This window comes from Streptomyces sp. WMMC940 (assembly GCF_027460265.1).
Classification (GTDB): domain Bacteria; phylum Actinomycetota; class Actinomycetes; order Streptomycetales; family Streptomycetaceae; genus Streptomyces.
Genome location: NZ_JAPZBC010000001.1, coordinates 146,989 through 168,393 on the forward strand (window position 1 = coordinate 146,989; position 21,405 = coordinate 168,393).

The window sequence follows — 21,405 nt, forward strand, 5'->3', positions numbered from 1 at the left end:
TGACGGGCCGTCAGCATGAGATCATCGTCGACACGGCGGCCGCGTCGGCCGACACATCACCGCCCCACGGGCTCCCGCACCTCACCAAGGAACAAGGCCGCTTCCCGCACCCGCAGGGGCGTCTCCACCCTCGCCCCGCCGCGTCCTGCCGCGGCCGCGAAGCAGCGAGCACGGTCCCGGAGTGACAGCGCACCCGGATAGAGTGATCTTAGGCATGCACCGGACAAGAATTGTCGGCCAGTAGCCGGAAGCGCCGTGACGCCCGGCACAGGCATGCCAGATCCGAAGTATGGCCCGCGGCGGGCCAGACATGGCAGCGCATTGGAGAACAACAGGTGAAGAGACACGCGGGGGGCGGGCGTCTGGCACGCTCCGCCCTGGTGGGGCTCACCGCCCTCACCCTGGCCATGGGATTGGTGGGAACGACAGCACCCGCATACGCCACCGTTCCTGCGAGCACGTCCACAGAGGCCGTGTCGTCCGAGGCCACCACCACGCCGCTCACCGAACGGGGCCAGGTCCTCGCGGCCTGGGACAACGGCGACCGCGCCACCCGGGAGGCGGCCGAGCAAGCACTTGTCGGGACCGACGCCGAGGTGCGAGCGTTCCTCGACACGGGCCTGCGCACAGCCTCCGAGGAGGACGACCGGCTGAAGGTCCTCCGCATGGTCAACACATACGGCCCTGGCGTCCGCCAGGCCGCGCAGACGGCCCTGTCCGGGTCGGCGGACGACATCAGGGCGTTCCTCCACTCCGGCTGGCAGGCCCCGCACGCGGACGACCAGCGCGTCGCCGTCCTGCGGGAGGTGAGCACCGGGGGTCGCGCCGTACAGACCGCGGGGCAGGCCGCCCTGAACGCCGGCACCACCGAGGCTCTGGTCGCGTTCCTCTCCAGCGGGCTGCAGACGGCCACTGAGGAGGACCAGCGGGTCGAGACGATGACCATCATGCAGGTCGGCGGGCCCCAGGTGAAGCAGGCCGCCGGTGAGGCCCTCAGCGGTACCGCCGCGGACATTCGCGAGTTCCTGGAGACCGGGCAGCACACCGCCCGCGCCCGCGACCAGGAGATGATGACGGTCGCCGAACTCGCCACGGTCGCCCAGCATGCGGGCAAGCGGGCGAAGAGCGAGACCGAGAAGGCCAAGGAAGCGTCGGAGCGCGCGGTGCAGGCCTCCCTCCTCGCCAAGCAGGCCGCGGAGAAGGCCGCCGCCGAGACGGCCGCCGCCAAGGAGTCGTCCGAGAAGGCGTCGAAGGCGGCCGGCCGTGCCGCCGACGCCGCGAACGCCGCCGCGGACGCGGCCCGTACCGCGATCCAGGCCGCCAACACCGCGACCTCTGCGGCGCGAACGGCCGCCACCGCCGCCAGCGCGGCCGCCGCCGCCGCTGCCGCCGCGGGCGAAGCCGCAGCCCGCGCGTACAACTCGGCGACCGCCGCCTCCAAGGACGCCGGGCAGGCCGCCGCCGCCAGCGCGGCCGCCAAGGAGGCGCGCAACGCCGCGTCCCGGGCCCGTTCCGGTGCCGCTGCCGCCCTCAAGGCAGCGGACGCCGTCGCGGAGGCGGTGACCGCCGCCCGCGCCGCGGCGAGCGCGGGTGCCAACGCCGCCGCAGCCGCCACCGCCGCCGCCGAGGCCGGGGCACAGTCGAACGTGGCCGACGCCGAGGCCCGCCGGGCAGCGGACGCGGCGGCCCGCGCGCGGGCCGCCGCGGACACCGCGAACCGCGCGGCGAACACCGCCGAAGCGCTCGCCACCCAGGCGGCCGCGGCGGCCCGCGCGGCACACGCCGCGGCCAACGACGCGGCCACACACGCCGACAACGCCGCCAAGGCCGCCGATGAGGCCGTCGCGTACGCGGGCAAGGCCATCGACTACGCCAACAAGTCGACCGCACACGCCAATGCCGCCCTCGCCGCCGCCACCTTGGCCACCGGCGCCGTCACCCAAGCTCAGAAGGTGTTCGACGCGGCCCGCGCGGCCGAGGCCAACCGGCTGCGGGACGAACGGGACGAGGGCATCCTCTCCGCCGGGGAGACCAAGCGGCAGGAGGACGCCGAACAGGCCAGGCTCGACTGGGAACAGATCGAGGAGCAGCAGCGCGACGAGGAGGCGAAGAAGCTGCTCGCCGAGGCCACCGCGCCCGGCGTCGAGCCCGCCGTGGCCGCCGTGAAGGGACGCAAGGCCGCGCTGCGCCTGTTCACCACCGGCGGCCCCTGGACCGTCAGGGTCGCCCGGGAGGCGCTGGCCGGCGCCGACGGGGACGTCCTCGCCTGGCTGGAGTCCGGCCGTGCCCTCGCCCAGGAGCAGGACGATCGCGCCCGCGTCGCCCGCCTCGCCGAGAGCGGCATCACGGGCATGGAGGCACCGGCCGAGGCGTCCCTCGCCGGAACCCACACGGACGTCACCGCCTTCCTCACCACCGGACAGCACGAGGTGCAGGCGGACGACTACCGGGTGAGGGTCCTGGCCATCTCCGAGAACGGCGGCCCGGCCGTGAAGCAGGCCGCCGACGCGGCCGTCACGGACGGGAGCACCCCGGCGCTGCTCGGCTTCCTCTCCACCGGGCAGTACGACGCCCGTGACGAGGACAACCGCGCCGAGACCTTGCGTCTGCTGAACGTGGGCGGGCCCCATGTCAAGGCCGCGGCCGAGGTCGCCCTCGCCGGCCCGACCTGGATGCTCGACGAGTTCGTCACCACCGTGCAGTACCGTACGGCCAAGCTCGACCACGACAGTGCCACGCACGTCTACGGCGTCCAGCGCCTCATCGCCAATGCCGCCCGGACGGCGAAGCTCGCCAACAAGAACGCCGCCTTGGCCGCCGAGGCCGCCGCCAGGGCCCGCGACGCCGCCGACGAAGCCGCCGGGTACGCACAGCAGGCCCAGACGTCCGCCGCCGAGGCCCAGGGCTACGCCGACGACGCCGCCGAGTACGCGCGTCAGGCCGACGCCTCCGCGCAGAGCGCCGCACAGTCGGCGCAGGTGGCCAGGGACGCCGCCGACCGGGCCAATGCCGCGGCTGCCGCCGCCGGCCAGTCCGCCCAGCAGGCAGCCGCCTCCGCGGCGCAGGCACGCAACCACGCGGTGGTGGCGTACGCGTCCGCCGAGCGCGCCCGCGCGTCAGCCATCGCGGCCGGTAAGAGCTCGCTGGAAGCGGCGAAGGCCGCGATGGAGGCACTCGTGATCGCGGCCGTGAAGATGCGTGAGACGGAGCAGTCACGGCTGGAGAACAACACCCCGCCGGCCGGCAAGGATGCCGGCGCCGTCGACGCCCTGCAGGAGTACGAGAACGGAGTCTTCCTCCTCGACTTCAACGGAACCTGCTTCCTCAACGGCGTCCCCCTGCCCGCCGACCTGGGCATCGGCTCCTGCAAGACCCTTGCCTCCGACTTCGACAAGTGGATCGGCGACTGGGCCGGCAACATCCTCTGGGACGGCCTCAAGAACCGTGAGGACGCGGCCGCGATGCTGCTCGCCGCCTACTGCAACTATGAGGACGACCGGCCCTTCTTCGGCTCCAGCAACAAGGGCAAGTGCGGCCCAGAGCTGCTGGCGCAGCTCAAGGACGTCCACCCGGCGATGTACTACCGCGAGTCGGGCGTCGGATCGGGGCTCGCCAAGCTCTTCGGGAAGAACAAGTACCTGAAGAAGCTGGGCCAGAAGCTGGGCATCGGGACGGTCAGGCCGATGAACCAGTTGGCCGCCAACCGGGCGGTGTTCGAGAAGTACAAGGACATCCTCCGCGAGGAGATGGCCAAGCCCTTCGTCAAGGACCCCAAACTCGCCGAACACGTGAACTACCTCTACCGGGAGAACGCGAAGATCGGCAGCGGAAGCACCGCGGCGGCGGTCCGCTACGAGCTGGCCAACAACGCCACCGTGGGTGGGGCGAGCCACTCCCAGAAGGCGAAGGACTCGATCACCTTCCTGACAAACTGGCTGAAGAACAATCCCAATGCGGCCGCCGGTGACCGGGCTGCCGCGGAAAACCTCATCCGCGACATGCAGAACGCACTGAATGGACTGTGATGGCAACACCTGACTGGTACCGGGAGCTCGTCGCGGTCAGTGACGCCCTGGCCGAGACCGACCGGGCCGAGCTCGCCGACTGGCACGGCGAGGCCGGTGCCGACCTCGACGGGACGGCTCCCGCCGACGAGGACAACGTACCGCCCCTCACCATGCGGCTGGCGTCCCTCGGGACGGCCTTCGCACGGAGGTCGGCCGAGCTGACCCCCGAACAGTCGGGCCGAGTGCTGCGGATCCTGGAGGACGTCCAGACGTCCGGCAGCGAGTACGACCGCACGGCGGTCGCGACGGGCTTCCTCGAAGCGCTGCTCAACGCCTGGGACAAGGGCTACGACCTTCGGGCGGTGTGGCACCTCGCGGGCCCGCGCACCCGGGCGTACTGCCGCGCCTGGAACGAGTTCACCGGCATCCCCACCCCGGACTGGATGACCGAGTGAGCTGATACGGCACACCTCGCCGACCCGCCGGCAGTGACAGCCCACCGGCTGTCACTGCCGGCGCCAGGCAACCCTCACACCCGAACTTCCTTACAGGGCTGGCCTTTCAAGCACACACCCAGCCACCGAATGTGAACTCGTTTACGGGCGTGACGGGGTGGCAACTATGATCATGCCAATCTGACTGATCGTGGAACCGGATCGCGACCAATGCAACGAGTGGAGTTGACAATCCATTTCCGGACATTCCCGAAGCACCTCTTTCACGGGCTTCGCCAGACCGGTTCCGTGTGCGCCGAACTTCTGAGGCGCAGCTTCCGCGTGGGGTTCCCCCATGGAGTCCCCCATGCGCTCTTCCCCTCTCACAGACATACGGAAAAGAGACCCATGAGGTTGATCTCTCGTCTTCTCGCCGCGGGAGCGGTCGCCGCTGCAGCGGTGCTCGCCCATGCGACCGGCGTCACCGGCGGCGGCACCGACGCGCCGGCCGTCGCCCCGGTGGCCGACGCGGCCCCGGGCTACGCGGTGGAGGACTTCAACTACCCGCAGGCCGACAAGATCCTCGCCGAGCAGGGCTTCCTGCTCAAGCGCGGTGACGGCCACATCGTCCTCGCTACCTGCGGAAGCGAGCCCGACCTCCTCGAGGTGTGGGCGCGCAGCAAGGAGAAGGTCTGCTTCCGCTTCACCGGCAACAAGGGCTACCTGAGCCTTGAGCTGCCCTCCGTCTACGGCATCAAGGGCAACGACTACAACACCGACGTCACGATGACCGTGGAGAACGAGGAGAAGTCCTTCAAGGTCGACAAGAACAGCTGGACCCCGGTCGGCGAAAGCGCCGATCCGGAGGGGCGCGAACACATGCTCGTGGAGATCATCGCCTCCAAGTAGCCAGTCCCCTCCGTCCCTTGAGGGCCACCGCGCGCGCCGGCACCGGCCGCCGACCGCCGCCCTCAGCCTGTACCAAGGAAATGGTCATGCACCGTCCACACCTCGCCCGCTACGCCGGGCTCGCCGCGCTCACCGCGGCCCTGATCGCGGCGCCGCTCGCCGCGCCCGCCGTCGCCGTCACCGGCACGGCCCAGGCAGAAGGCTCCCTGACGTTCACCGCGCGCCTCGACATCGGCGGCGGCCAGCGCGGCTGCTCCGCCGCCCTGGTCGACCGCGAGTGGCTGCTCACCGCCGCCAGCTGCTTCGCCGACGACCCGGCCGCAAGCCTCACCGTTCCCGCGGGCTCCCCCCGGCTGAAGACCACCGCCACCATCGGCCGTACGGACCTCACCACGACCACCGGTGAGGTGCGCAACGTCGTCGAGGTCGTCGGCCACCCGTCCCGTGACGTGGCCCTGGTCCGGCTCAACCGCCCGGTCACCACCGTCGCCCCCGTCGCCCTCAGCGCCACGGCGGCCGCGGCGGGCGAGCAGCTGCAGGTCGCCGGATACGGCCGTACGAAGACCGAGTGGGCGCCGCTCAAGCTGCACAGCGGGACCTTCACCGTCGACGCGGTGAATGCCTCCGAGGCCACCATGACCGGCCAGAACGGCGCAGCCGTCTGCATGGGCGACACCGGCGGCCCGGCCCTGCGCGTGGTCAACGGCCAGCCCGAGCTGGTCGCCGTCAACAGCCGTTCCTCCTCGGGCGGTTGCTTCGGCATCGACCCGGCCGTCACCAGCAGCACCGCCATCGACAGCCGCGTCGACGACCTGCGTGCCTGGGTCGACGGCAAGGTCGCTGCGCCGCGCTTCACCGACTTCAACTGCGACGGCGCCGAGGACATCGCCATCGGCGACCCCAAAGCCACCGTCGGCAGTGACACCAACGCCGGTGTCGTCCGCGTCATCTACGGCGGCGGCAAGGGCACCGTCGAGCTGAACCAGGACCAGGCGTACGTCCCGGGCGGTTCCGAGGCCAGCGACTGGTACGGCGAGACCCTCGACACCTTCGACCACAACGAGGACGGCTGCACCGACCTCGTCGTCGGCGTCCCGGCCGAGGACATAACCGTCAGCGGTACCACCTACGCGGACGCCGGTTCGGTGCAGATCCTCTACGGTGCCAAGGGCGGCATCGGCACCGGCCGGGCGGCCGTCGACTTCGTCCAGGGCACGGGCGTCGGCGCCATCGCGGCCTCCGCCCCCGAGGCGAGCGACCGCTTCGGTCACGCCGTGGCCGCCGGGCACACCGCCGAGGGTGAGCCGTACCTGGTGATCGGCGTCCCGGGCGAGGACCTGGGCAGCGTCGCCGACGCGGGTAATGTCCACTACCTGCGCGGCAGCATCAACGTCAGCGTGCACCAGGACAAGCCGGGCGTGGCGGGCACCGCAGAGGCGAACGACAAGTTCGGCAACGCCGTCGCCGCCTCCGCGAACCACATCGTGATCGGCTCTCCGGGCGAGTACATCGGCACCGAGGCCAACGCCGGCGGTGTGCAGATCCTCAAGCACGTTCTGAACACCGACAGCATCCCGGCGCCGGTGATGGGCTTCGACCAGGACGATGCCTTCATCAGCGGCGGCGCCGAGCCGGGCGACCTGTTCGGCGCGTCGGTCACCGCGGTGGAGTACCGCCCGTCCGGCGCGGCCACCGCGACCGACACGATCGTCGCCCTCGGCTCCCCCGGTGAAGACATCACCGTTGACACCAGCAACAAGGCCGACGCGGGCCAGGTCCACACCATCCGCGTCGCCGCCTCCGGCGCGATCACCCAGGCGTCCGTCATCCAGCAGGAGATCACCGACGTGGCCGGCGCCGCCGAGACCGGCGACAAGTTCGGCTCCAAGGTCGTTCTAGCCAACCTCGCGCCGCGCTCGGTCAACTCGGCGTCGACCGTCGCCCTCGCGGTCGGTATCCCGGGTGAGGCTGTCGGCTCCACCTCGGGCGCCGGTGCGATCCAGACCTTCTACCCGTTCGGCGCGGCCGGTGGAAACGACTACTGGATCGAGGCGGGCAACGCTTCCGGGCTGCCCGGCACCCCGACCGCGGGCCACGCCGTCGGCAGCTACCTCGGTGCCACTGCCACCCAGCTGTACGCCGGTGTCCCGAACACCGCCCCGTACGGTGCCGCCTACGCCCTGCCCTGGGCGAATGCGACCGGCGGCCGCACCGGTGCGACCGGCACCGTGACCACCCACAAGCCGGGCACGAACGGTCTGCCCGCAACAGGCGGTGCGTTCGGCCGCGCCTTCGGCTGATCGAACCCCCACCACACAGGCCGGCCCTGAGAGGAACGTTCCTCCCAGGGCCGGCCCCTCTTTTCGGGCATCTCAGGTGGGCACCCGTAGGCGATGGCCTGGGACGGCATCCACCCCCGCCTCACCACCCGCTCCGCGTGGATCGACCACGACGCTGAGCTCCCGGCCATCGAAGGAACGCTGATCCGGCTGAAGGTCGACCACCTGCCCGGCGACCGTGAGCCTCTGCCCTTGTGGCTGTGGTCCTCCAAGACCGGGATGACCAGCGAAGACGTCGATCTGCGCTGGCAAGCCTTCCTCCGCCGCTTCGATCTGGAACAGATCCTCCGCTTTGAGAAGCAGACGCTCGGCTGGACGCGTCCCAAGCTCCGTACTCCCGAGGCGGCGGACCGGTGGACATGGATCGTCATCGCCGCCCACACCCAGCTCCGCCTCACCCGCGAGGCCGCAGCTGACCTCCGCCGGCCCTGGGAGAAGCCGGTCGAGCCCGCACGCCTCACCCCGGCCCGCGTCCGCTGAGTCACGTTCCGCGCCTGATGGGTGGTCTACTCGGCTGGGTGAGGGGGCACCGTGGGTTTCGGGTGCCGGGGTCGCCGCTGCGGGGCCGTGTGTTGCGGGGCCCCGGCGCCGACGACCCAAGGGGTGGGCGGTCGGCACCGGGGCGTAGGGCACGTGGGTGTGGTGGTTACTGACCTTCGAGGCGGGATGTCGTTGGGGGCTGACAGGGTGTGATCGTCACGGTATGCCGGTTGTATGGGGTATCCGCAGGGTGGTGGGCTGACGCCCGCCTGGCACGGCAGGCGTTGAGGGCCGGCTACATGAATCGAAAAACTCAAGGCCAGCCCCGCCGAGGACCAGCTCGCCCACTCGGAAGCCGGGCGGCGCGGCAGTGGCGGTGCGCCCCCTACGGGGGGATCGTGGAGGTGGAGCACTCGCCAGGTGTGTGGGGTTCGGGCTTGGTCGTCGCACAGCCACACTCGGTACGTGAGCGGGAGCACGTCGCAAATGGATGGTACCCACGTCTCCAGCAGTGCGGACTCGGCAGATTCCGGCCGTGGGCTCGATCGGGTGGAGTTGCTCGCGCGACAGTTGCACGCCGCTCTGGACGCGGCGGGGCACACAGTCGCTGTCGCCGAGTCGCTCACCGCGGGTCGACTCGGCGCCGCATTCGCGGAAGCTCCCGGAGCTTCCCGCACATTCCTGGGTGGGGTCATCGCCTACCAGACGGAGACCAAGGCGGCCGTGCTCGGTGTCGACCGCTGCTTGCTTGCGGCCGAAGGAGCCGTGCACCCGAATGTGGCGGTGCAGATGGCCATGGGCGTCCGGCGGCTCATGGACGCCTCCTACGGCCTGGCCACCACCGGGGTCGCCGGCCCCGACAGACAGGACGGTGAACAGGTCGGCACCCTGTACGTCGCCCTCAGCGGGCCACACGGAACGGTCGTCGCCGAACCGGAAGCCGGCGAGGGCATGAATCGAGAGGCGATCCAGCAAGCGGCGGTCGTGGCGGCACTGGAACTGCTGCGCGACCACCTTCGCCCGTCGCCACAGGGGGGCAGGGATTAGGGCGAGGCCTCCGCCCGCCTGCTTGTCGGCCCATCACAGCGCGGCGCGAACTCAGCGTCCTGAGTGGGAGGTGTCCGGGTCCTGGGGATCCACGCCGGTGAAGGCCGACGAGCTCTTCGCACCGCTCGGCCGCTGCGACTTCCCGCGGGGGCCTGTGTCGCGCACGCCCTTCCGACCGTGCTTGCCGCCCTGGTCCTCGCCCCTGCGGCTGTCGCTCTCGACGGTCGTGCCCTTCAGGGACGCTGCCTTCTCCTCCTCCGTCGGACGCCGGCTCTTCTTCGAGTCCCCCGCATACGTATCCGGGTGGAAGGAGCGGTGACCGCTGGGGTTGTCCTGGGCGGTGTCGTCGACGTCCTCCGCCCAGCCGTGCTGGTCCCGGCCCTCGAACCTGCTGGGGCCCGCGCCATTCGACGGTTCTTGCGACTTCTTCGACATGATCACGCCTTCCACTTGTGCATATTTGAAGATTTATAAGCGCTTCATGGCTTGTGCCCAAATAGGTGGCATCGACTCAGCGGCCGGAAAATGATCACGAGAGGGGCGGGCGGTGCAACGCTCCACGGACTGTCGCCTGCCAGGCCGGGTACCCGCCCCCCCTGACCGGCGCCCAACCGCACCGGCCACCGCGCCCCGAGCGGTCGCGACGGACATGGACGGCAGGACGGACCGGACCGCGTGGAGCGACGACACGACGCGGCCCGACCGCGCGGGGGACGCAAGAAAGAGGGAGACATGACACGGGCAGCGCTCTTCGATGTCGACGGCACCCTCGTCGACACCAACCACCTGCACACGGTCACCTGGTGGGAGGCCTTCCGTCAGGGCGGTCATCGGGTGACGATGCACGCGGTCCACCGGGCCGTGGGCCTCGGTTCCACGGACCTCATCGCCCACATCCTCGGCGAGGACCGGAACCGGGACGAGGACGAGGCTCTCAGTGACGCCCACCGAACTCTGTACGGGACGTACTTCGAACGCCTTGCGGCGTTCGAGTCCGCGGGCGATCTGCTGCGCACGCTCGCCGGACGGGGCTGGAGGATCGTCCTGGTGACCTCGGCCAGTGGCGCCGAACTCGGGGCGCTACGCCGCGCCATCGACGCCGACGAGGCCGTCCTGACCACGACCAGCGCCGACGACGTCTCCTCCGGCAAGCCCGCCCCGGAGCCCGTGCTGCAGGCACTGGAGCTCGCGCAGGCCCGCGCGGAGGACTCGGTGTTCGTGGGCGACACCGTCTGGGACATGGCGGCGGGCACGCGGGCCGGAGTCACCTGTGTCGGGCTGCTGAGCGGCGGAATCCCCAGGGCGGCACTGGAAGCCGCCGGGGCCACGGCACTGTACCGCGACGCGGCCGAACTGCTGGGGTCGCTGGACGGCAGTCCCCTGGGTTGAGGAGCAACACGACAACCTCCGCGTCCGAGCGCCATTCGCCAAAGCGCATCATGCCTTCCTGGTGGCTGCCCGCAGGGGACTTGGGCTCAAGCCCCGCCGTCGTTCGGCTCCGCCGTGCCTCGTGAAGATCCAAGTCGGATCGCGGCTCTGCGATCTCGCGTTCCGTGGGCTCGGGGAAGCGAGGGCCGTTGCGGATCAGGTGCGGGGGCGACCCGTGCTCCTTGATGGTGAGCAGGTGTAGCCTCCTGGCATCCTGGCGCCCGGGCCGCCGACCGGGATCGCGGAGCTGCCTCTGGGGCAGCTGACCGATCTGCGCGATCCGGTGCAGCGTGCACTGGACGCGGCGGCGCGGCAGGCCCCGCTGCCCGACCCGGTAGGCATCCGTCTCCACGCTCTCGCCGCGCGCGCTCCGGTGACCTTCCATGTCGACGCCGCCGGCCAGCTCACGGAGCAGGAGGCCGGCGGCCCGGTCGTCGCGGCGGTGGCGCGGCAGGCGCTCGTACTGGCCGCCGGACCGGAGCGGGTGAGGCTACGGTGCTGTCACGCGCCCGACTGCGGCATGTTTCTCCTCGCCCGCAGGCGGACCCAGGCGTGGTGCCCGGTCGGCTGCGGCAACCGGGCGAGAGCACGGGCCGCCCGCCGGGGTGGCCGACCCGCGGACCGGTCCGTCACTCGCGGCCCCGGCCGCCCCTCACCGGACCACGCCGCCGACCGCCGAGTGTCGCGGTCAGCCGTCGGCCGGTTCGGCCACGAGCCTCTTCATGTGGTGCAGGGAGAAGAGGTGGGCGTGGATCAGGCTCAGGTAGGCATCCTCGTGGAGACGGGCCGGCTCGGCGAGGTCGAGCGTCCGCAGCCTCTCCTCGTCCACCGCCCAGAAGTCGTCGAGGATGCGGACGGTGCCGTCGGTGTGCCTCACCTGTACCCGGTCCCGCCGCAGTAGGCCGAGGTCCATGAGTGTGTCGACGAAGTCGCGGGTACGCGCCAGCGCGGCCAGCCCCTCGCCAGGAAGTCCATCGTCTGGGCAAGCCCGGGTGTGTCACTTCCATCGGCCTCGAACAGGGGGCGCCCTCCGTCGCGCTCCAGCCTGCGAAGTCCTTGTAGATGTAGATGTCAATGGTTCCGTGCCCGTTGTCCAGAGGCAGGAACGGATACATGCGGATGGCGGCCGGCACAAACACACCCGGCAGCCAGTGCCCGTTCGGCATGAGGTACTGGTTGCGGCCCTGATCGAGGCCCAGGAGGGCGCAGGGGCCGGGGCGTCCGTTGTTGTCCGCGAAGACGATCGGGTACGTCGGCGCGGCATCGGCGAACTCGGCCGTGGTGAGCGTGGCGATGTGGGTCGTCTCCGTGAACTCCATGGTCTCCCTTCCGACCAGGCGCAGTGACGCGTGGTCGGCCCTGTTCAGTGGCACCGGCCCCCATCAGTTCCTCCACCCTGATTCACGGATTAGACTCCTTGAATGCGTGATTCAACCTACCAGTCGATCGACCCGGGGTGGGATGCCCCGGCGCGTCGGAAGGCCGAGCATGATGGGCCGACGAGCGACAACGGCACCCCGACCGCGGTGCTCCTGCACGGCTGGCCCGTCACGACCGGGCACTGGCGCTTCCTTGTCCCCGCGCTCGGCACCGCAGGCATCACCGCGGTTCCCGTCACGCTCCCCGGACTCGGCGCCGCTCCCGCCCCCGAGGTGACCGACTTCCGCAAGGAGGCCCTCGCCGATCTGGTCCGGGCGCAGCTGGCACGGGACGGCGTCACCCGGTACGCGGTCGTCGGTCACGACTGGGGGGCGACAGTCGGATACCTCATGGCCGCCGCCGCACCGGACTCGGTCACCGCGCTCGTGGTCGAGGAGGAGATCCTCCCCGGCGTCGACATAGAGATCCCCCCGGCCGGCCGCGACCACTACCCGACGTGGCACGGCCCCTTCAACCGGGCAGCCGGCCTCGCGGAGCAACTCGTGCCCGGGCGGGAGGCGGCCTACTACGGCACCTTGCTGGAACAGAGCGCGGGGCCGAGCGGCCTCGATCCGACCGCCCTTCACGCCTACGTCGAGGCTTACAGCGCTCCGGGTGTCCTGGAGAGCGGGCTCGCGTACTACCGCACCCGGTGCCAGGACATCGACGACGTCCGAGCACTCGCCGACCGACCGATCGCCACGCCCGTCCTGGCGATCGGGGGCCGGTACGCGATGGGCAATGCCGTCGCGGGCGGACTGACCGCCCTCGCGACCGACGTCACCCGACTCGTCGCCGAGCAGTCCGGCCACTACCCGGCGGAGCAGGAACCGGACGTAGTGAACCAGGCGATCGTCCGGTTCCTTCAGCAGCACTGCTGACCACCGGTACCGCGTGGCACCCGTGGGGCCCGAGGCGGCGACACCGCGGTCGGCGGGGATCCGCGGTGGCGGACCAAGCGGCGCGACTTCGCCGCGCTGACGTCGCCGGGCCGGCTGCTGGAGACCGCGCGCCGAGTTCGCCGTCGCGCTCGCTCTCTCCTGCACCGACGTCCCATACCGCCCGGGGGGCGCACCACCCGGTCCAACCCCGACTTCCTGCTCCAACGCCGGCGGCACTGTGGAGGTGGAAGTGAACGCGCGGGCGCCGCAGGGTATCGACGAACTCGTCGATCGCGTCGAGGACGAACGCGCCGCCCACGACGGGCCCGGGGCCCCACCTGGTCTTCAGAGCCGGTACCCCAGCCGTCTTCATCCCGGCCTCGTGGCCGACGTCGTCGCCCAGTCCCCGGCCAGGCCCCGCGCCGTGAGCAGCCGGGGGGTCGAGGCCTGCCGGACCGGCTGAGGGTCGAGGACTCCCACCCCTCAGCCGACACACCGAATCGCCGCATTTATCCGATTTTCCGATTTTCTGTGATTCGATATGGCATCTTTCGGCTCCGAGATCGATGTGACGGTCCGTCATACAGAAGGAGGCCCCGACATGCCCGAGACGCCCCCCGTATACGAACCACGTCCCGCGAAGAAGTCAACGCTCAGCTGCCACTGGAAACTGGCGGTGTGCACAGCGGCCGGCATCGCGACCGTCACCGCCGGAGTCACCCTGGCCGACAGGGAAGCCAATCCCCCCGCCACCCAGGCGAGCCCGGCGACCTCCGACTCCCCCGCCGACCACGGTGGCGCGACCACCCCCACGAGTGCCGGCGAGAACGGCGACGTCGCCTACTGGGCGGAGCACGCCGGGAACCACGGTTCCCCGAGGGAAGAAGGCACGGAGGGCAAGCACCCCGGCGCCCACGACGGCAAGGGCGAGGAGGACGACTCCGGCCATGAAGACTCGGACGGGAAGCACGACGGCGGCCACGAGCACGAAGGCGGCCACGACAAGACGCACGTGGATTGCGACCCCAACGACCTCATCCAAGCCGTCACCGCCGCCAACCAGCTCCGAGGGCCCGACCACCTCACTCTGGCCGGGAACTGCACCTACACCCTCACCACGAACCAGGACGGCAACGGATTCCCCGTCATCACCCAGCCGATCACCATCGACGGCAACGGTGCCACCCTCGCCCGCGCCGCCAACGCCGCGGACTTCCGCTTCTTCGAAGTGGGAGCGGGCGGCGACCTGAAACTGCGCAACCTCACCCTCACCCGCGGCAAGGCCCCCGAAGGCGAGGACGGCGGGGCGATCCTCGTGCGACCGGCGGGGCGGCTGGACCTCAAGGACACCGAGTTCACCCACAACTCCGTCACCGAGGGCGAGGGGGGCGCCCTCTACAACGAAGGCGTCGCCACCATCCGCCAGAGCACCCTCAGCCGCAACAGCGCCTCCGACGAGGCCGAGGGCGGCGCCATCACGAATGAGGGCGATCTGAACATCAGCCAGTCCACGATCTCCCACAACACCGCGAGCGGCGCCGTCGGCGGTGGCATCAGCAATGAGACGACCATGAGGATCGGCAAGAGCCTGATCAGCCACAACTTCTCCAGCGATCAGGGCGGCGGCATCCAGACCGACGGCCTTGCCGAGATCGAGCAGAGCACCCTCAGCCACAACACCGCCCGTAGCGGCGGTGGCATCCACCACGGTTCGTCGGAGGGTACGGGCGCGCTGTACGCCCGCGGCAACACCATCAGCGGCAACACCGCCACCGAAAGCGGCGGCGGACTCCACGCCGAGCTCAGCGCAGTGATCGAGGACAACGACATCAAGGACAACAGGGCCGTCAGCGGCAACGGCGGCGGCGTCGAGATCGAGAGCATCGACTTCGACCTCGAGGTCGCGATCCGCGACTCCAAGGTCAGCGGCAACCAGGCACCCGCCGGGGTCGGCGGCGGCATCATCATCGATGCGGATCCGCTCGTAGCCGCCGATCTCGCCCTGACCGACGTCAAGGTGACCAGGAACCTCTCCGACGAGCCGGCCGGTGGCATCCACAACGACGGCGGCACCGTCACCACGTACGGCAGGATCCACATCGTCGACAACGTCCCCACCAACTGCGCGGGCAGCCCCAGCCCCGTTCCGCACTGCTTCGGCTGATCCCGGGCGTCCCCCGAGACCCACACCGCCAAGGACCGGTGGCCCCGCCTCTCTGCAGTTCCAGTGGTCGGTGCAGCACCCCAGTTCAAGGGGTGCGACGGACCGCGAGATCCGCAACAGGAAGCCCCAGGGGTCCCGGGCCGTTGATCCGTGAGCGGGCCGCATACTTCCAGCTCATAGAGCAGAGCCACAGCACCCGGGAGGCGGCCCGGATCGTCGGCGTCAATCAGCGTACGAGCAGGAAGCGGCGCAACGGCCACCACGCGCCCGAAAAGGGCCGCAAAGCGGTCCCCCCCGACCCATCAAAACATCGGGCAGACGTCCGAACACCAGCTAGATCCGGGGGGACCGCCCTCTGGGCCGTCGCGGTACGTGCAGGAGCACGGCCGCATCCGCATCGGCGACCGGCTGCGCGAGAAGACGTCCGTTCGGCAGACCGCGGCCGAGGTGGGCCGCAGCCCTCCACCGTCAGCCGCGAGATGCGCCGCAACCGGCCGGTACCAGCCGACGTAGCGCCGGACCTCGTATTGCTCCAGGCCGCACTCGTTCTTCGCGGCCCGGAAGCACTCCTCGATCGCCCAGCGAGTGCCCGGCCACGCGGACCGACTCGGCAACGGCCGCCTCCTGCGGGGCGTAGGCGAGGTAGTAGGCGATCTCTTCGGGGCGGATCAGACTGCGGCGGGCCAGGACCCAGCGGTGGTGCGTGGACGGGGCACCGTCGACATCCTCGGTCACAGGCAGTCGCGCTGCCGCCCAGTCGTAGATCCGTGGGCCCTTCGCCCCGTCTCCGCAGGAGATCCGTTCCCAGGGGTCGTCCGGAGCGCCGGCCAGGACGTGATCGATACGCCGGCTCCCCGCGGCCGTCTTGACCTGCTGTGACGTGGGCACCGCCAGGACGTAGCCCACGCCAGCCTCTTCCAGTGTCCGCCGAAAACGCCCTTCCTGCCCGTAGGCCGCATCAGCGGTCACCCAGGCGATGGGCAGCGCGGAGTCCAACGCCAGCTGGACCGTTGTCCGCGCAAGTTCAGGCTTTGTCGCGAAGGCTTTGGCCTCAGGGACCCTCGCCGTCCGGCACCGATCCCGGTCATCGGTCCAGGACTTGGGCAGATACATCTCCCGGTCCACCAACACACGACCACGGGTCGAGGCATAGGCGGCGAACACACCGATCTGGCAATTCTCGGTGCGGCCCGCCGTCCCCGAGTACTGCCGTTGGACTCCGGCCGAGACGGTGCCCTTCTTGATGAACCCGGTGTCGTCCACGATCAGCACGCCGTCCGGCCAGCCGAGCCGCTCGGCCACGTAATTCGTCAGGTCGTCGCGGACCTCGTCCGGATCCCATTGGCATCAGGACAACAGCCGCTGCAGCCCGTACGGCGTGGGATGACCAGCGTGCTCAGCGAGCTGCCGGCTGTTCTTCCTGCCGACGGGGCCGAGCAGCCCACGCACATAGTCCAGCATCCGCCGCCGTGGCTCGATACGCCCGAACCGCTCGCCCACCCGGAGTAGAAACGAGTCCAGTTCCGCAGCCCACAGCCCTGTTTCGACGTCCGTCTCCATGACTGGCTCGACGCACCACGATCGGGTGAGTCACGAACCACCGTCATCCCGACGGCTTGTCAGGCGACTACGCTCGATACAGGCACCGTGGCCAGCGGAAACGGAGAACCGCACTGGAATATCAGGCCTCGCGGGCGCCCTCGTACATTTCGTCGATGACCCGGGCGTACTCGCGCTCCACGACGGGCCGTTTGACCTTGAGGCTCGGGGTGAGTTCGCCGTGCTCGATGTCGAGATCGCGCGGGAGCACAGCGAACTTCTTGATCGTCTGCCACCGCTGCAGGTCGCCGTTGACCCGCTGGACGAAGCCGTCGATCAGCTCGCGGACCTGCGGCGAGGAGACGGTCTCGGCATACGTGCGGTCGCCGTGGCCCTGGGACGCTGCCCACGACATGATCGCGGACTCGTCCAGGGCGATCAGGGCGGAGCAGAAGTTGCGGCCGTCGCCGATGACCAGGATATTGCTGACGAACGGGCAGATGGCCTTGATTCGGCCTTCGATCTCGGTGGGAGCCACGTACTTGCCGCCCGAGGTCTTGAACACGTCCTTCTTGCGGTCGGTGATCCGGACGTAACCGTCCTTGTCCACCTCCCCGATGTCGCCGGTGCGGAACCATCCGTCGCTCTCCAACACCTCCGCGGTCTTCTCCGGAAGGTTGTGGTAGCCACGCATGACACCGGGGCCTCGCAACAGGACCTCGCCGTCCTCGGCAATGCGGACCTCGGTACCGGGCAGCGGTCTGCCGACCGTGCCGACCCGGTAGTCGTCTACGGGGTTGACGGTGCAGGCCGCGCTGGTCTCCGTCAGGCCATAGCCCTCAAGGACGTGCACACCGGCACCGGCGAAGAAGTAGCCGATGTCCGGGGCGAGGGCGGCACTGCCCGACACGCTGCCGCGCAGGTTGCCCCCGAAGGCCGCGCGGATCTTGCCATACACCAGCCGGTCGGCGACGGCGTGCTGCACGGCGAGCGGCAGGGGCACCCTGCGCTGTCCGGTCGCCGCCCTGCTCTCCTGTTCCGTCCGGGCGTAGGCGCGGGCGACCTTCGCCGCCCAGAGGAAAATCTTGTACTTGGCACCGCCCTCGGCTCTCGCCTTTCCCGCGATGCCGTTGTAGACCTTTTCGAAGATCCGCGGCGCGGACGCCATCAGAGTGGGCCGGACAGCGGGCAGGTTGGTGATGATCCGGTCGATCCTCCCGTCCACCGCCAGCACATGGCCGGTCCTGACCTGACCGGAGATCAGGGCCTTGCCGAAAACATGGGACAGCGGCAGCCACAGGAACTGCACGTCGTCGGAGCGAAGCAACCCGCTGGCCTCCTGAGCGACCCCCTGGTATGACCAGCAGTCGTGCACCAGGCGTACGCCCTTGGGGCGGCCCGTCGTGCCCGAGGTGTAGATCAGGGTGGCGAGCTGTTCCCGCTCGATGGACCGGACCGTCTCCTCGACCGCATCCGGATGCTGATCCAGGTACGCCGTACCCCGCTTCTCCAGCTCGGCGAGGGAGAGCACCTCCAGCCCCTCCACCCGGGGGAGGTCCGCCCCGGGGTCGAAGAGGATCGCGTGGCCGAGCCCGGGCAGGCGTTCGATGTCGGAGGCGATCTTGTCCAGCTGGACCACGTTCTCGACGAAAATCGCTCGACTGCCGGAGTCGGCGAGGATGTACACCGTCTCGTCGGCATGGGTACTGGGGTAAACGGCGGTGGTGGCGGCGCCCGCGCACATCGCCCCCAGGTCGGCCAGGATCCACTCGACCCGGGTGGAGGAGGAGATCGCCACCCGCTCCTCGGGCCGCATCCCCAGGGCCAACAGGCCGGCTGCGATCGCCCTGACGCGTTCGGCGGTCTGCGCCCAGGTCAGCGAGTGCCACTGCTCGGCGTCGGCAGCGCCGTCGCTGGCCGGCACGGGATAGCGGTATGCCTCCCGGTCGGGTGTGGCTTCGACTCGTGAGAGGAAGAGATGCGCCACGGAAACCGGGCGGTTGTCGACAAGGGACTGCGCGGAACTCATATTGACCTCCGGGCCCGGGGGCACCGTCTTCGAGGGGTTTACTAACAGGTAACTCGCAAGCGATGGTCACACTATGGGGAAGTCCGCCCGCGCGTAAGGGGCTGGGAGCCGGCCGGATCGCGGCCGGGGTCGCTACGATCCCGGTCAGAGGCTGAGCACGAGCTTGCCGCGGACCTGGCCGGTCCTGCTGATCAGCTGCGCTTCGGCGGCCTTCTCCAGAGGCAGGACGTCCTGGACCTCGACGCTGACTGCTCCTGAGTCGATGAGCTGCCCGATGCGGCGCAGCGCCTCGCCGTCCGGAGCGACGATATCGACGCGATCGCCCAGCCCGAGATCCTCGCGGGCGCCCTTGAGCTGTTCGCCAGTATCTCCATGAGGGAGGCCAGCGCGGCAGTCATGATCGGTGGCGACGCCATCTGCCTCACGGGTATCGGTTGCCTGGCCGGAGCACCGGCGATCGCCGTCTCACTGGTCGGTCTCGGTGGCGGGGCCTACGGCGCCTACGACGGCATCATGCGGATGAACCGGGGCGTCGAGAAGGCCGTCAACTCCACCACCCACCTGCGCGGCAGCACCATGAACCCCGCCGTGTCATCGATACGTTTGACGATCTCAAGGGTGAGCCGGAGCTTGTCGCCGGCCCAGCCGACCAGACTCCCGGTGTATCCGCCTTCCGCCCAGACGAGACGGACGGAGAAGTACTGCCGTCGTAGCCGCTCGAGCAGGGGAACGGCGGCGTCGCGGTCCTGCATGCTGGCCGCGGTCACCACCACGGGCCAGGACCAGGCCGAGGCAGTCCACCACCAGGTGCCGCTTGCGGTCGCCCGCCTTCTTCCCGCCGTCGCAGCCGGAGGTGGAGCGCGGGATGTTCGCCGCGGCCCGCACCGACTGCGAGTCCACGATGGTGGCCGTCGGATCCCGCGCACGGCCCTCCTTCCGGCGGACCTTGTCGTGCAGCCGGTCGTGGAGCTCGGCGAGCAGACCTGCCAGCGGCGGGCGAAGGCATGCACCCGCCGATGCGTCGGGAAGTCCTCAGGCGGGTTGGCCCACTTGACGCCGTTGTCGGCCACATATCCCACCGCGTCGATCATCTGCCGGTGGCAGAAGCCCTCCGACCGCCCGCCGCGGCCTTCCTGCCGGGCCGGAACCGGCAGCTGCCACCCCGCCTCCGTCATGTCAGAGACGTAGCACGCCGTGCCGTCCGGCCGGTCTGCCGCGTTGCCGAACCTGTGCGCGAGGCAGTCACACGACAGGGACGGCGAGTTGGACTCCACGCACGCGAGCACGAAAGACTGCGGCAACAGAGCCTCCTAATGATCGGTTTGGTTCGCACCCCCGAACTACCATGAGGCCCCGCTGTCATGCGCCGGCACCCGCGCGATCACCCGATCAGGAACCCTGTTCGACCAGACCAACTTCGTGATCGATAAGCGGATGGCGTCTGAGAGCTTCTGGCAGGGGCTGAAGAGGGAGACGATGCACCACCGGCTGTTCTCGACGATGCACCAGGCGTGGCTGGAGATCTTCCAGTGGCTCACCTACTACAACGCCCGCAGACGCCACAGCGCCCTCAACGACCTCTCACCCGCCGAATTCGAACAGCAACAGCAGAGAGCACGTACACTGACACTCGCAGCATGAACCTCCGTGTCCGCGCTCCGGGGGACGCCTCACCCTGCCTCTGTCACCCGATCAGGGACCACGCTGAAAGCGCTCAGTGTCGACCGGCTGGGTGCCGTCAGAAGTTGCCAACTGTCGCTCGTCGAACTCGGCCTGTTCTGTGGTGCTCATCACCCGCCAGTACTTGAGATTGAATGCCGTGCCATCGTCGACCGACGCCAGTGCTTCGCGGTACTCCTCGCTGCCGGGATAAACCTCTGGAACACGACGCCGCCGATCGATAGCCCAGGCAACCAGGAAACCTGCTTGGGCCAGCCAGAGCGCAGCAGCGAAGTAAATCAAATTCGACCAGTCGAAGATTACGTCGAAGGCCGGCTTCTGGTTGAAGTGCGACGCTTCCCCGCGCCACCGCTGCATCGTGATCAAGGCGACCTCGACGACGGAGCCGGTGCCGAGGAGCGAGGCCGGCAACCACCCCCACCGCCGGACGGGAAGCTGGCGCATCACCCACACCGCTGACCAGGACAAGACGCCGAACGACATTCCGAACACCACCGGCTTGCGCCACGACACCGCGCCCGACCACGGCGCCCAATCCAGCGCTGCGACCACCGCATGAACCGCGCCGGACGCCAGCAGCAGCGCCCCGCACCACCACAGAAACCGTTGCTGCGCGGTCACCGGACGGACCGCCGACCACACCTGCCGAAGAACCACATACATGGCCGACGACGCTATGGCCGAACCGGACAACGGGCGTCCCCCCAGCGAGGTCACTCACCGTACCCCGAGGGGGGTACGGCTCCAAGTGCCGGCGGCAAGCAGCCCGCCACGCGCCCCGAGGCGCCGTCCGGAGTGCATCTCCCCTCCCGGGTGGTGGCGGAGGCGACCTCGAGCTCCTGGAAGCCCTTCTTCCTCCTCCTCGAAGCGAGGAGGCTGGAATGCTGGCTGGTAAACGCCGCGACGCGAAGAAGGTCCCTGGACGGGCGAAGCCCGACAAGCTGGATTGGGTGCGACCAAGCTCGCCGAACGCGGCATGCTCCGGGCCTCGTTCGTGCCGCCGAACCGGTCCGCGAGCTACGGGACCTGACCCGTTCCCGGGCGGTCCT

The 21,405-nt window shown here is 69.9% G+C and carries 15 protein-coding genes and 4 pseudogenes; 11 read left to right on the top strand and 8 right to left on the bottom strand.

Annotated features, from left to right (window positions below; all coding sequences use genetic code 11):
• The first annotated feature begins 335 nt into the window (after positions 1-335).
• The 6 genes and pseudogenes from O7595_RS00770 to O7595_RS00795 all read left to right on the top strand — a co-directional run bounded on the left by O7595_RS00770 (position 336) and on the right by O7595_RS00795 (position 9,216).
• Entirely contained in the window at positions 336-4,025 is a 3,690-nt protein-coding gene (locus O7595_RS00770) for an ALF repeat-containing protein (protein ID WP_269726774.1), read from the top strand.
• Positions 4,025-4,462 (top strand): hypothetical protein, encoded by a 438-nt coding sequence (locus O7595_RS00775; RefSeq protein WP_269726775.1) that lies wholly within the window; start codon positions 4,025-4,027, stop codon positions 4,460-4,462. The genes O7595_RS00770 and O7595_RS00775 overlap by 1 nt, the downstream gene beginning before the upstream one ends.
• A gap of 387 nt (positions 4,463-4,849) precedes the next feature.
• Positions 4,850-5,350, top strand: coding sequence for a hypothetical protein (locus O7595_RS00780; protein ID WP_269726776.1), 501 nt, complete (start codon positions 4,850-4,852; stop codon positions 5,348-5,350).
• Between the two features lie 86 nt (positions 5,351-5,436).
• Positions 5,437-7,650: a S1 family peptidase gene (locus O7595_RS00785; protein ID WP_269726777.1), complete on the top strand. Its 2,214-nt coding sequence runs from the start codon at positions 5,437-5,439 to the stop codon at positions 7,648-7,650.
• A 90-nt stretch (positions 7,651-7,740) separates the two neighbouring features.
• A pseudogene (locus tag O7595_RS00790) lies at positions 7,741-8,166 on the top strand (NF041680 family putative transposase); the annotation flags it as partial.
• Between the two features lie 489 nt (positions 8,167-8,655).
• The gene (locus tag O7595_RS00795) at positions 8,656-9,216 is read left to right on the top strand and encodes a CinA family protein (protein ID WP_269726778.1); all 561 of its coding nucleotides are present in this window, start codon (positions 8,656-8,658) and stop codon (positions 9,214-9,216) included.
• A gap of 51 nt (positions 9,217-9,267) precedes the next feature.
• Here the strand turns inward: O7595_RS00795 and O7595_RS00800 are convergent, their stop codons facing one another.
• On the bottom strand, positions 9,268-9,651 hold the full coding sequence (locus O7595_RS00800; protein WP_269726779.1) for a hypothetical protein: 384 nt from the start codon (positions 9,649-9,651) through the stop codon (positions 9,268-9,270).
• 297 nt (positions 9,652-9,948) lie between these two features.
• On the opposite strand from O7595_RS00800, the gene O7595_RS00805 reads away from it, so the two are divergent.
• A complete protein-coding gene (locus O7595_RS00805) occupies positions 9,949-10,605 on the top strand; it encodes an HAD family hydrolase (RefSeq protein ID WP_269726780.1) in 657 nt (218 codons plus the stop codon).
• Between the two features lie 727 nt (positions 10,606-11,332).
• Here O7595_RS00805 and O7595_RS00810 read toward each other — a convergent pair.
• Both O7595_RS00810 and O7595_RS33770 read right to left on the bottom strand, forming a co-directional pair.
• Entirely contained in the window at positions 11,333-11,599 is a 267-nt protein-coding gene (locus tag O7595_RS00810; protein WP_332328342.1) for a SapC family protein, read from the bottom strand.
• 79 nt (positions 11,600-11,678) lie between these two features.
• Positions 11,679-12,017 (bottom strand): annotated as a pseudogene (locus O7595_RS33770) (SapC family protein); the annotation flags it as partial.
• A gap of 48 nt (positions 12,018-12,065) precedes the next feature.
• On the opposite strand from O7595_RS33770, the gene O7595_RS00815 reads away from it, so the two are divergent.
• The 3 genes and pseudogenes from O7595_RS00815 to O7595_RS33775 form a co-directional block, all read left to right on the top strand.
• The gene (locus tag O7595_RS00815; protein ID WP_269726781.1) at positions 12,066-12,944 is read left to right on the top strand and encodes an alpha/beta fold hydrolase; all 879 of its coding nucleotides are present in this window, start codon (positions 12,066-12,068) and stop codon (positions 12,942-12,944) included.
• A 601-nt stretch (positions 12,945-13,545) separates the two neighbouring features.
• On the top strand, positions 13,546-15,108 hold the full coding sequence (locus O7595_RS00820) for a right-handed parallel beta-helix repeat-containing protein (protein ID WP_269726782.1): 1,563 nt from the start codon (positions 13,546-13,548) through the stop codon (positions 15,106-15,108).
• Positions 15,109-15,217: 109 nt separating this feature from the next.
• Positions 15,218-15,602: pseudogene (locus O7595_RS33775) on the top strand (helix-turn-helix domain-containing protein); the annotation flags it as partial.
• Here O7595_RS33775 and O7595_RS00825 read toward each other — a convergent pair.
• From O7595_RS00825 to O7595_RS33780, 4 genes and pseudogenes are all read right to left on the bottom strand, one after another.
• Positions 15,579-16,668 (bottom strand): annotated as a pseudogene (locus O7595_RS00825) (IS701 family transposase); the annotation flags it as partial. The pseudogenes O7595_RS33775 and O7595_RS00825 sit on opposite strands and share 24 nt — an antisense overlap.
• Before the next feature lie 121 nt (positions 16,669-16,789).
• Positions 16,790-18,676 (bottom strand): AMP-dependent synthetase/ligase, encoded by a 1,887-nt coding sequence (locus O7595_RS00830; RefSeq protein WP_269726784.1) that lies wholly within the window; start codon positions 18,674-18,676, stop codon positions 16,790-16,792.
• 144 nt (positions 18,677-18,820) lie between these two features.
• Positions 18,821-19,003: a zinc-binding dehydrogenase gene (locus O7595_RS00835; RefSeq protein ID WP_332328343.1), complete on the bottom strand. Its 183-nt coding sequence runs from the start codon at positions 19,001-19,003 to the stop codon at positions 18,821-18,823.
• A gap of 173 nt (positions 19,004-19,176) precedes the next feature.
• A complete protein-coding gene (locus O7595_RS33780) occupies positions 19,177-19,851 on the bottom strand; it encodes a transposase (protein ID WP_443071801.1) in 675 nt (224 codons plus the stop codon).
• Positions 19,852-20,095: 244 nt separating this feature from the next.
• Here O7595_RS33780 and O7595_RS00850 point away from each other — a divergent pair, with 244 nt between their 5' ends.
• Positions 20,096-20,317, top strand: coding sequence for an IS3 family transposase (locus tag O7595_RS00850; protein ID WP_269726785.1), 222 nt, complete (start codon positions 20,096-20,098; stop codon positions 20,315-20,317).
• 51 nt (positions 20,318-20,368) lie between these two features.
• Here the strand turns inward: O7595_RS00850 and O7595_RS00855 are convergent, their stop codons facing one another.
• Entirely contained in the window at positions 20,369-21,019 is a 651-nt protein-coding gene (locus O7595_RS00855) for a hypothetical protein (RefSeq protein WP_269726786.1), read from the bottom strand.
• Positions 21,020-21,405: the final 386 nt, after the last annotated feature.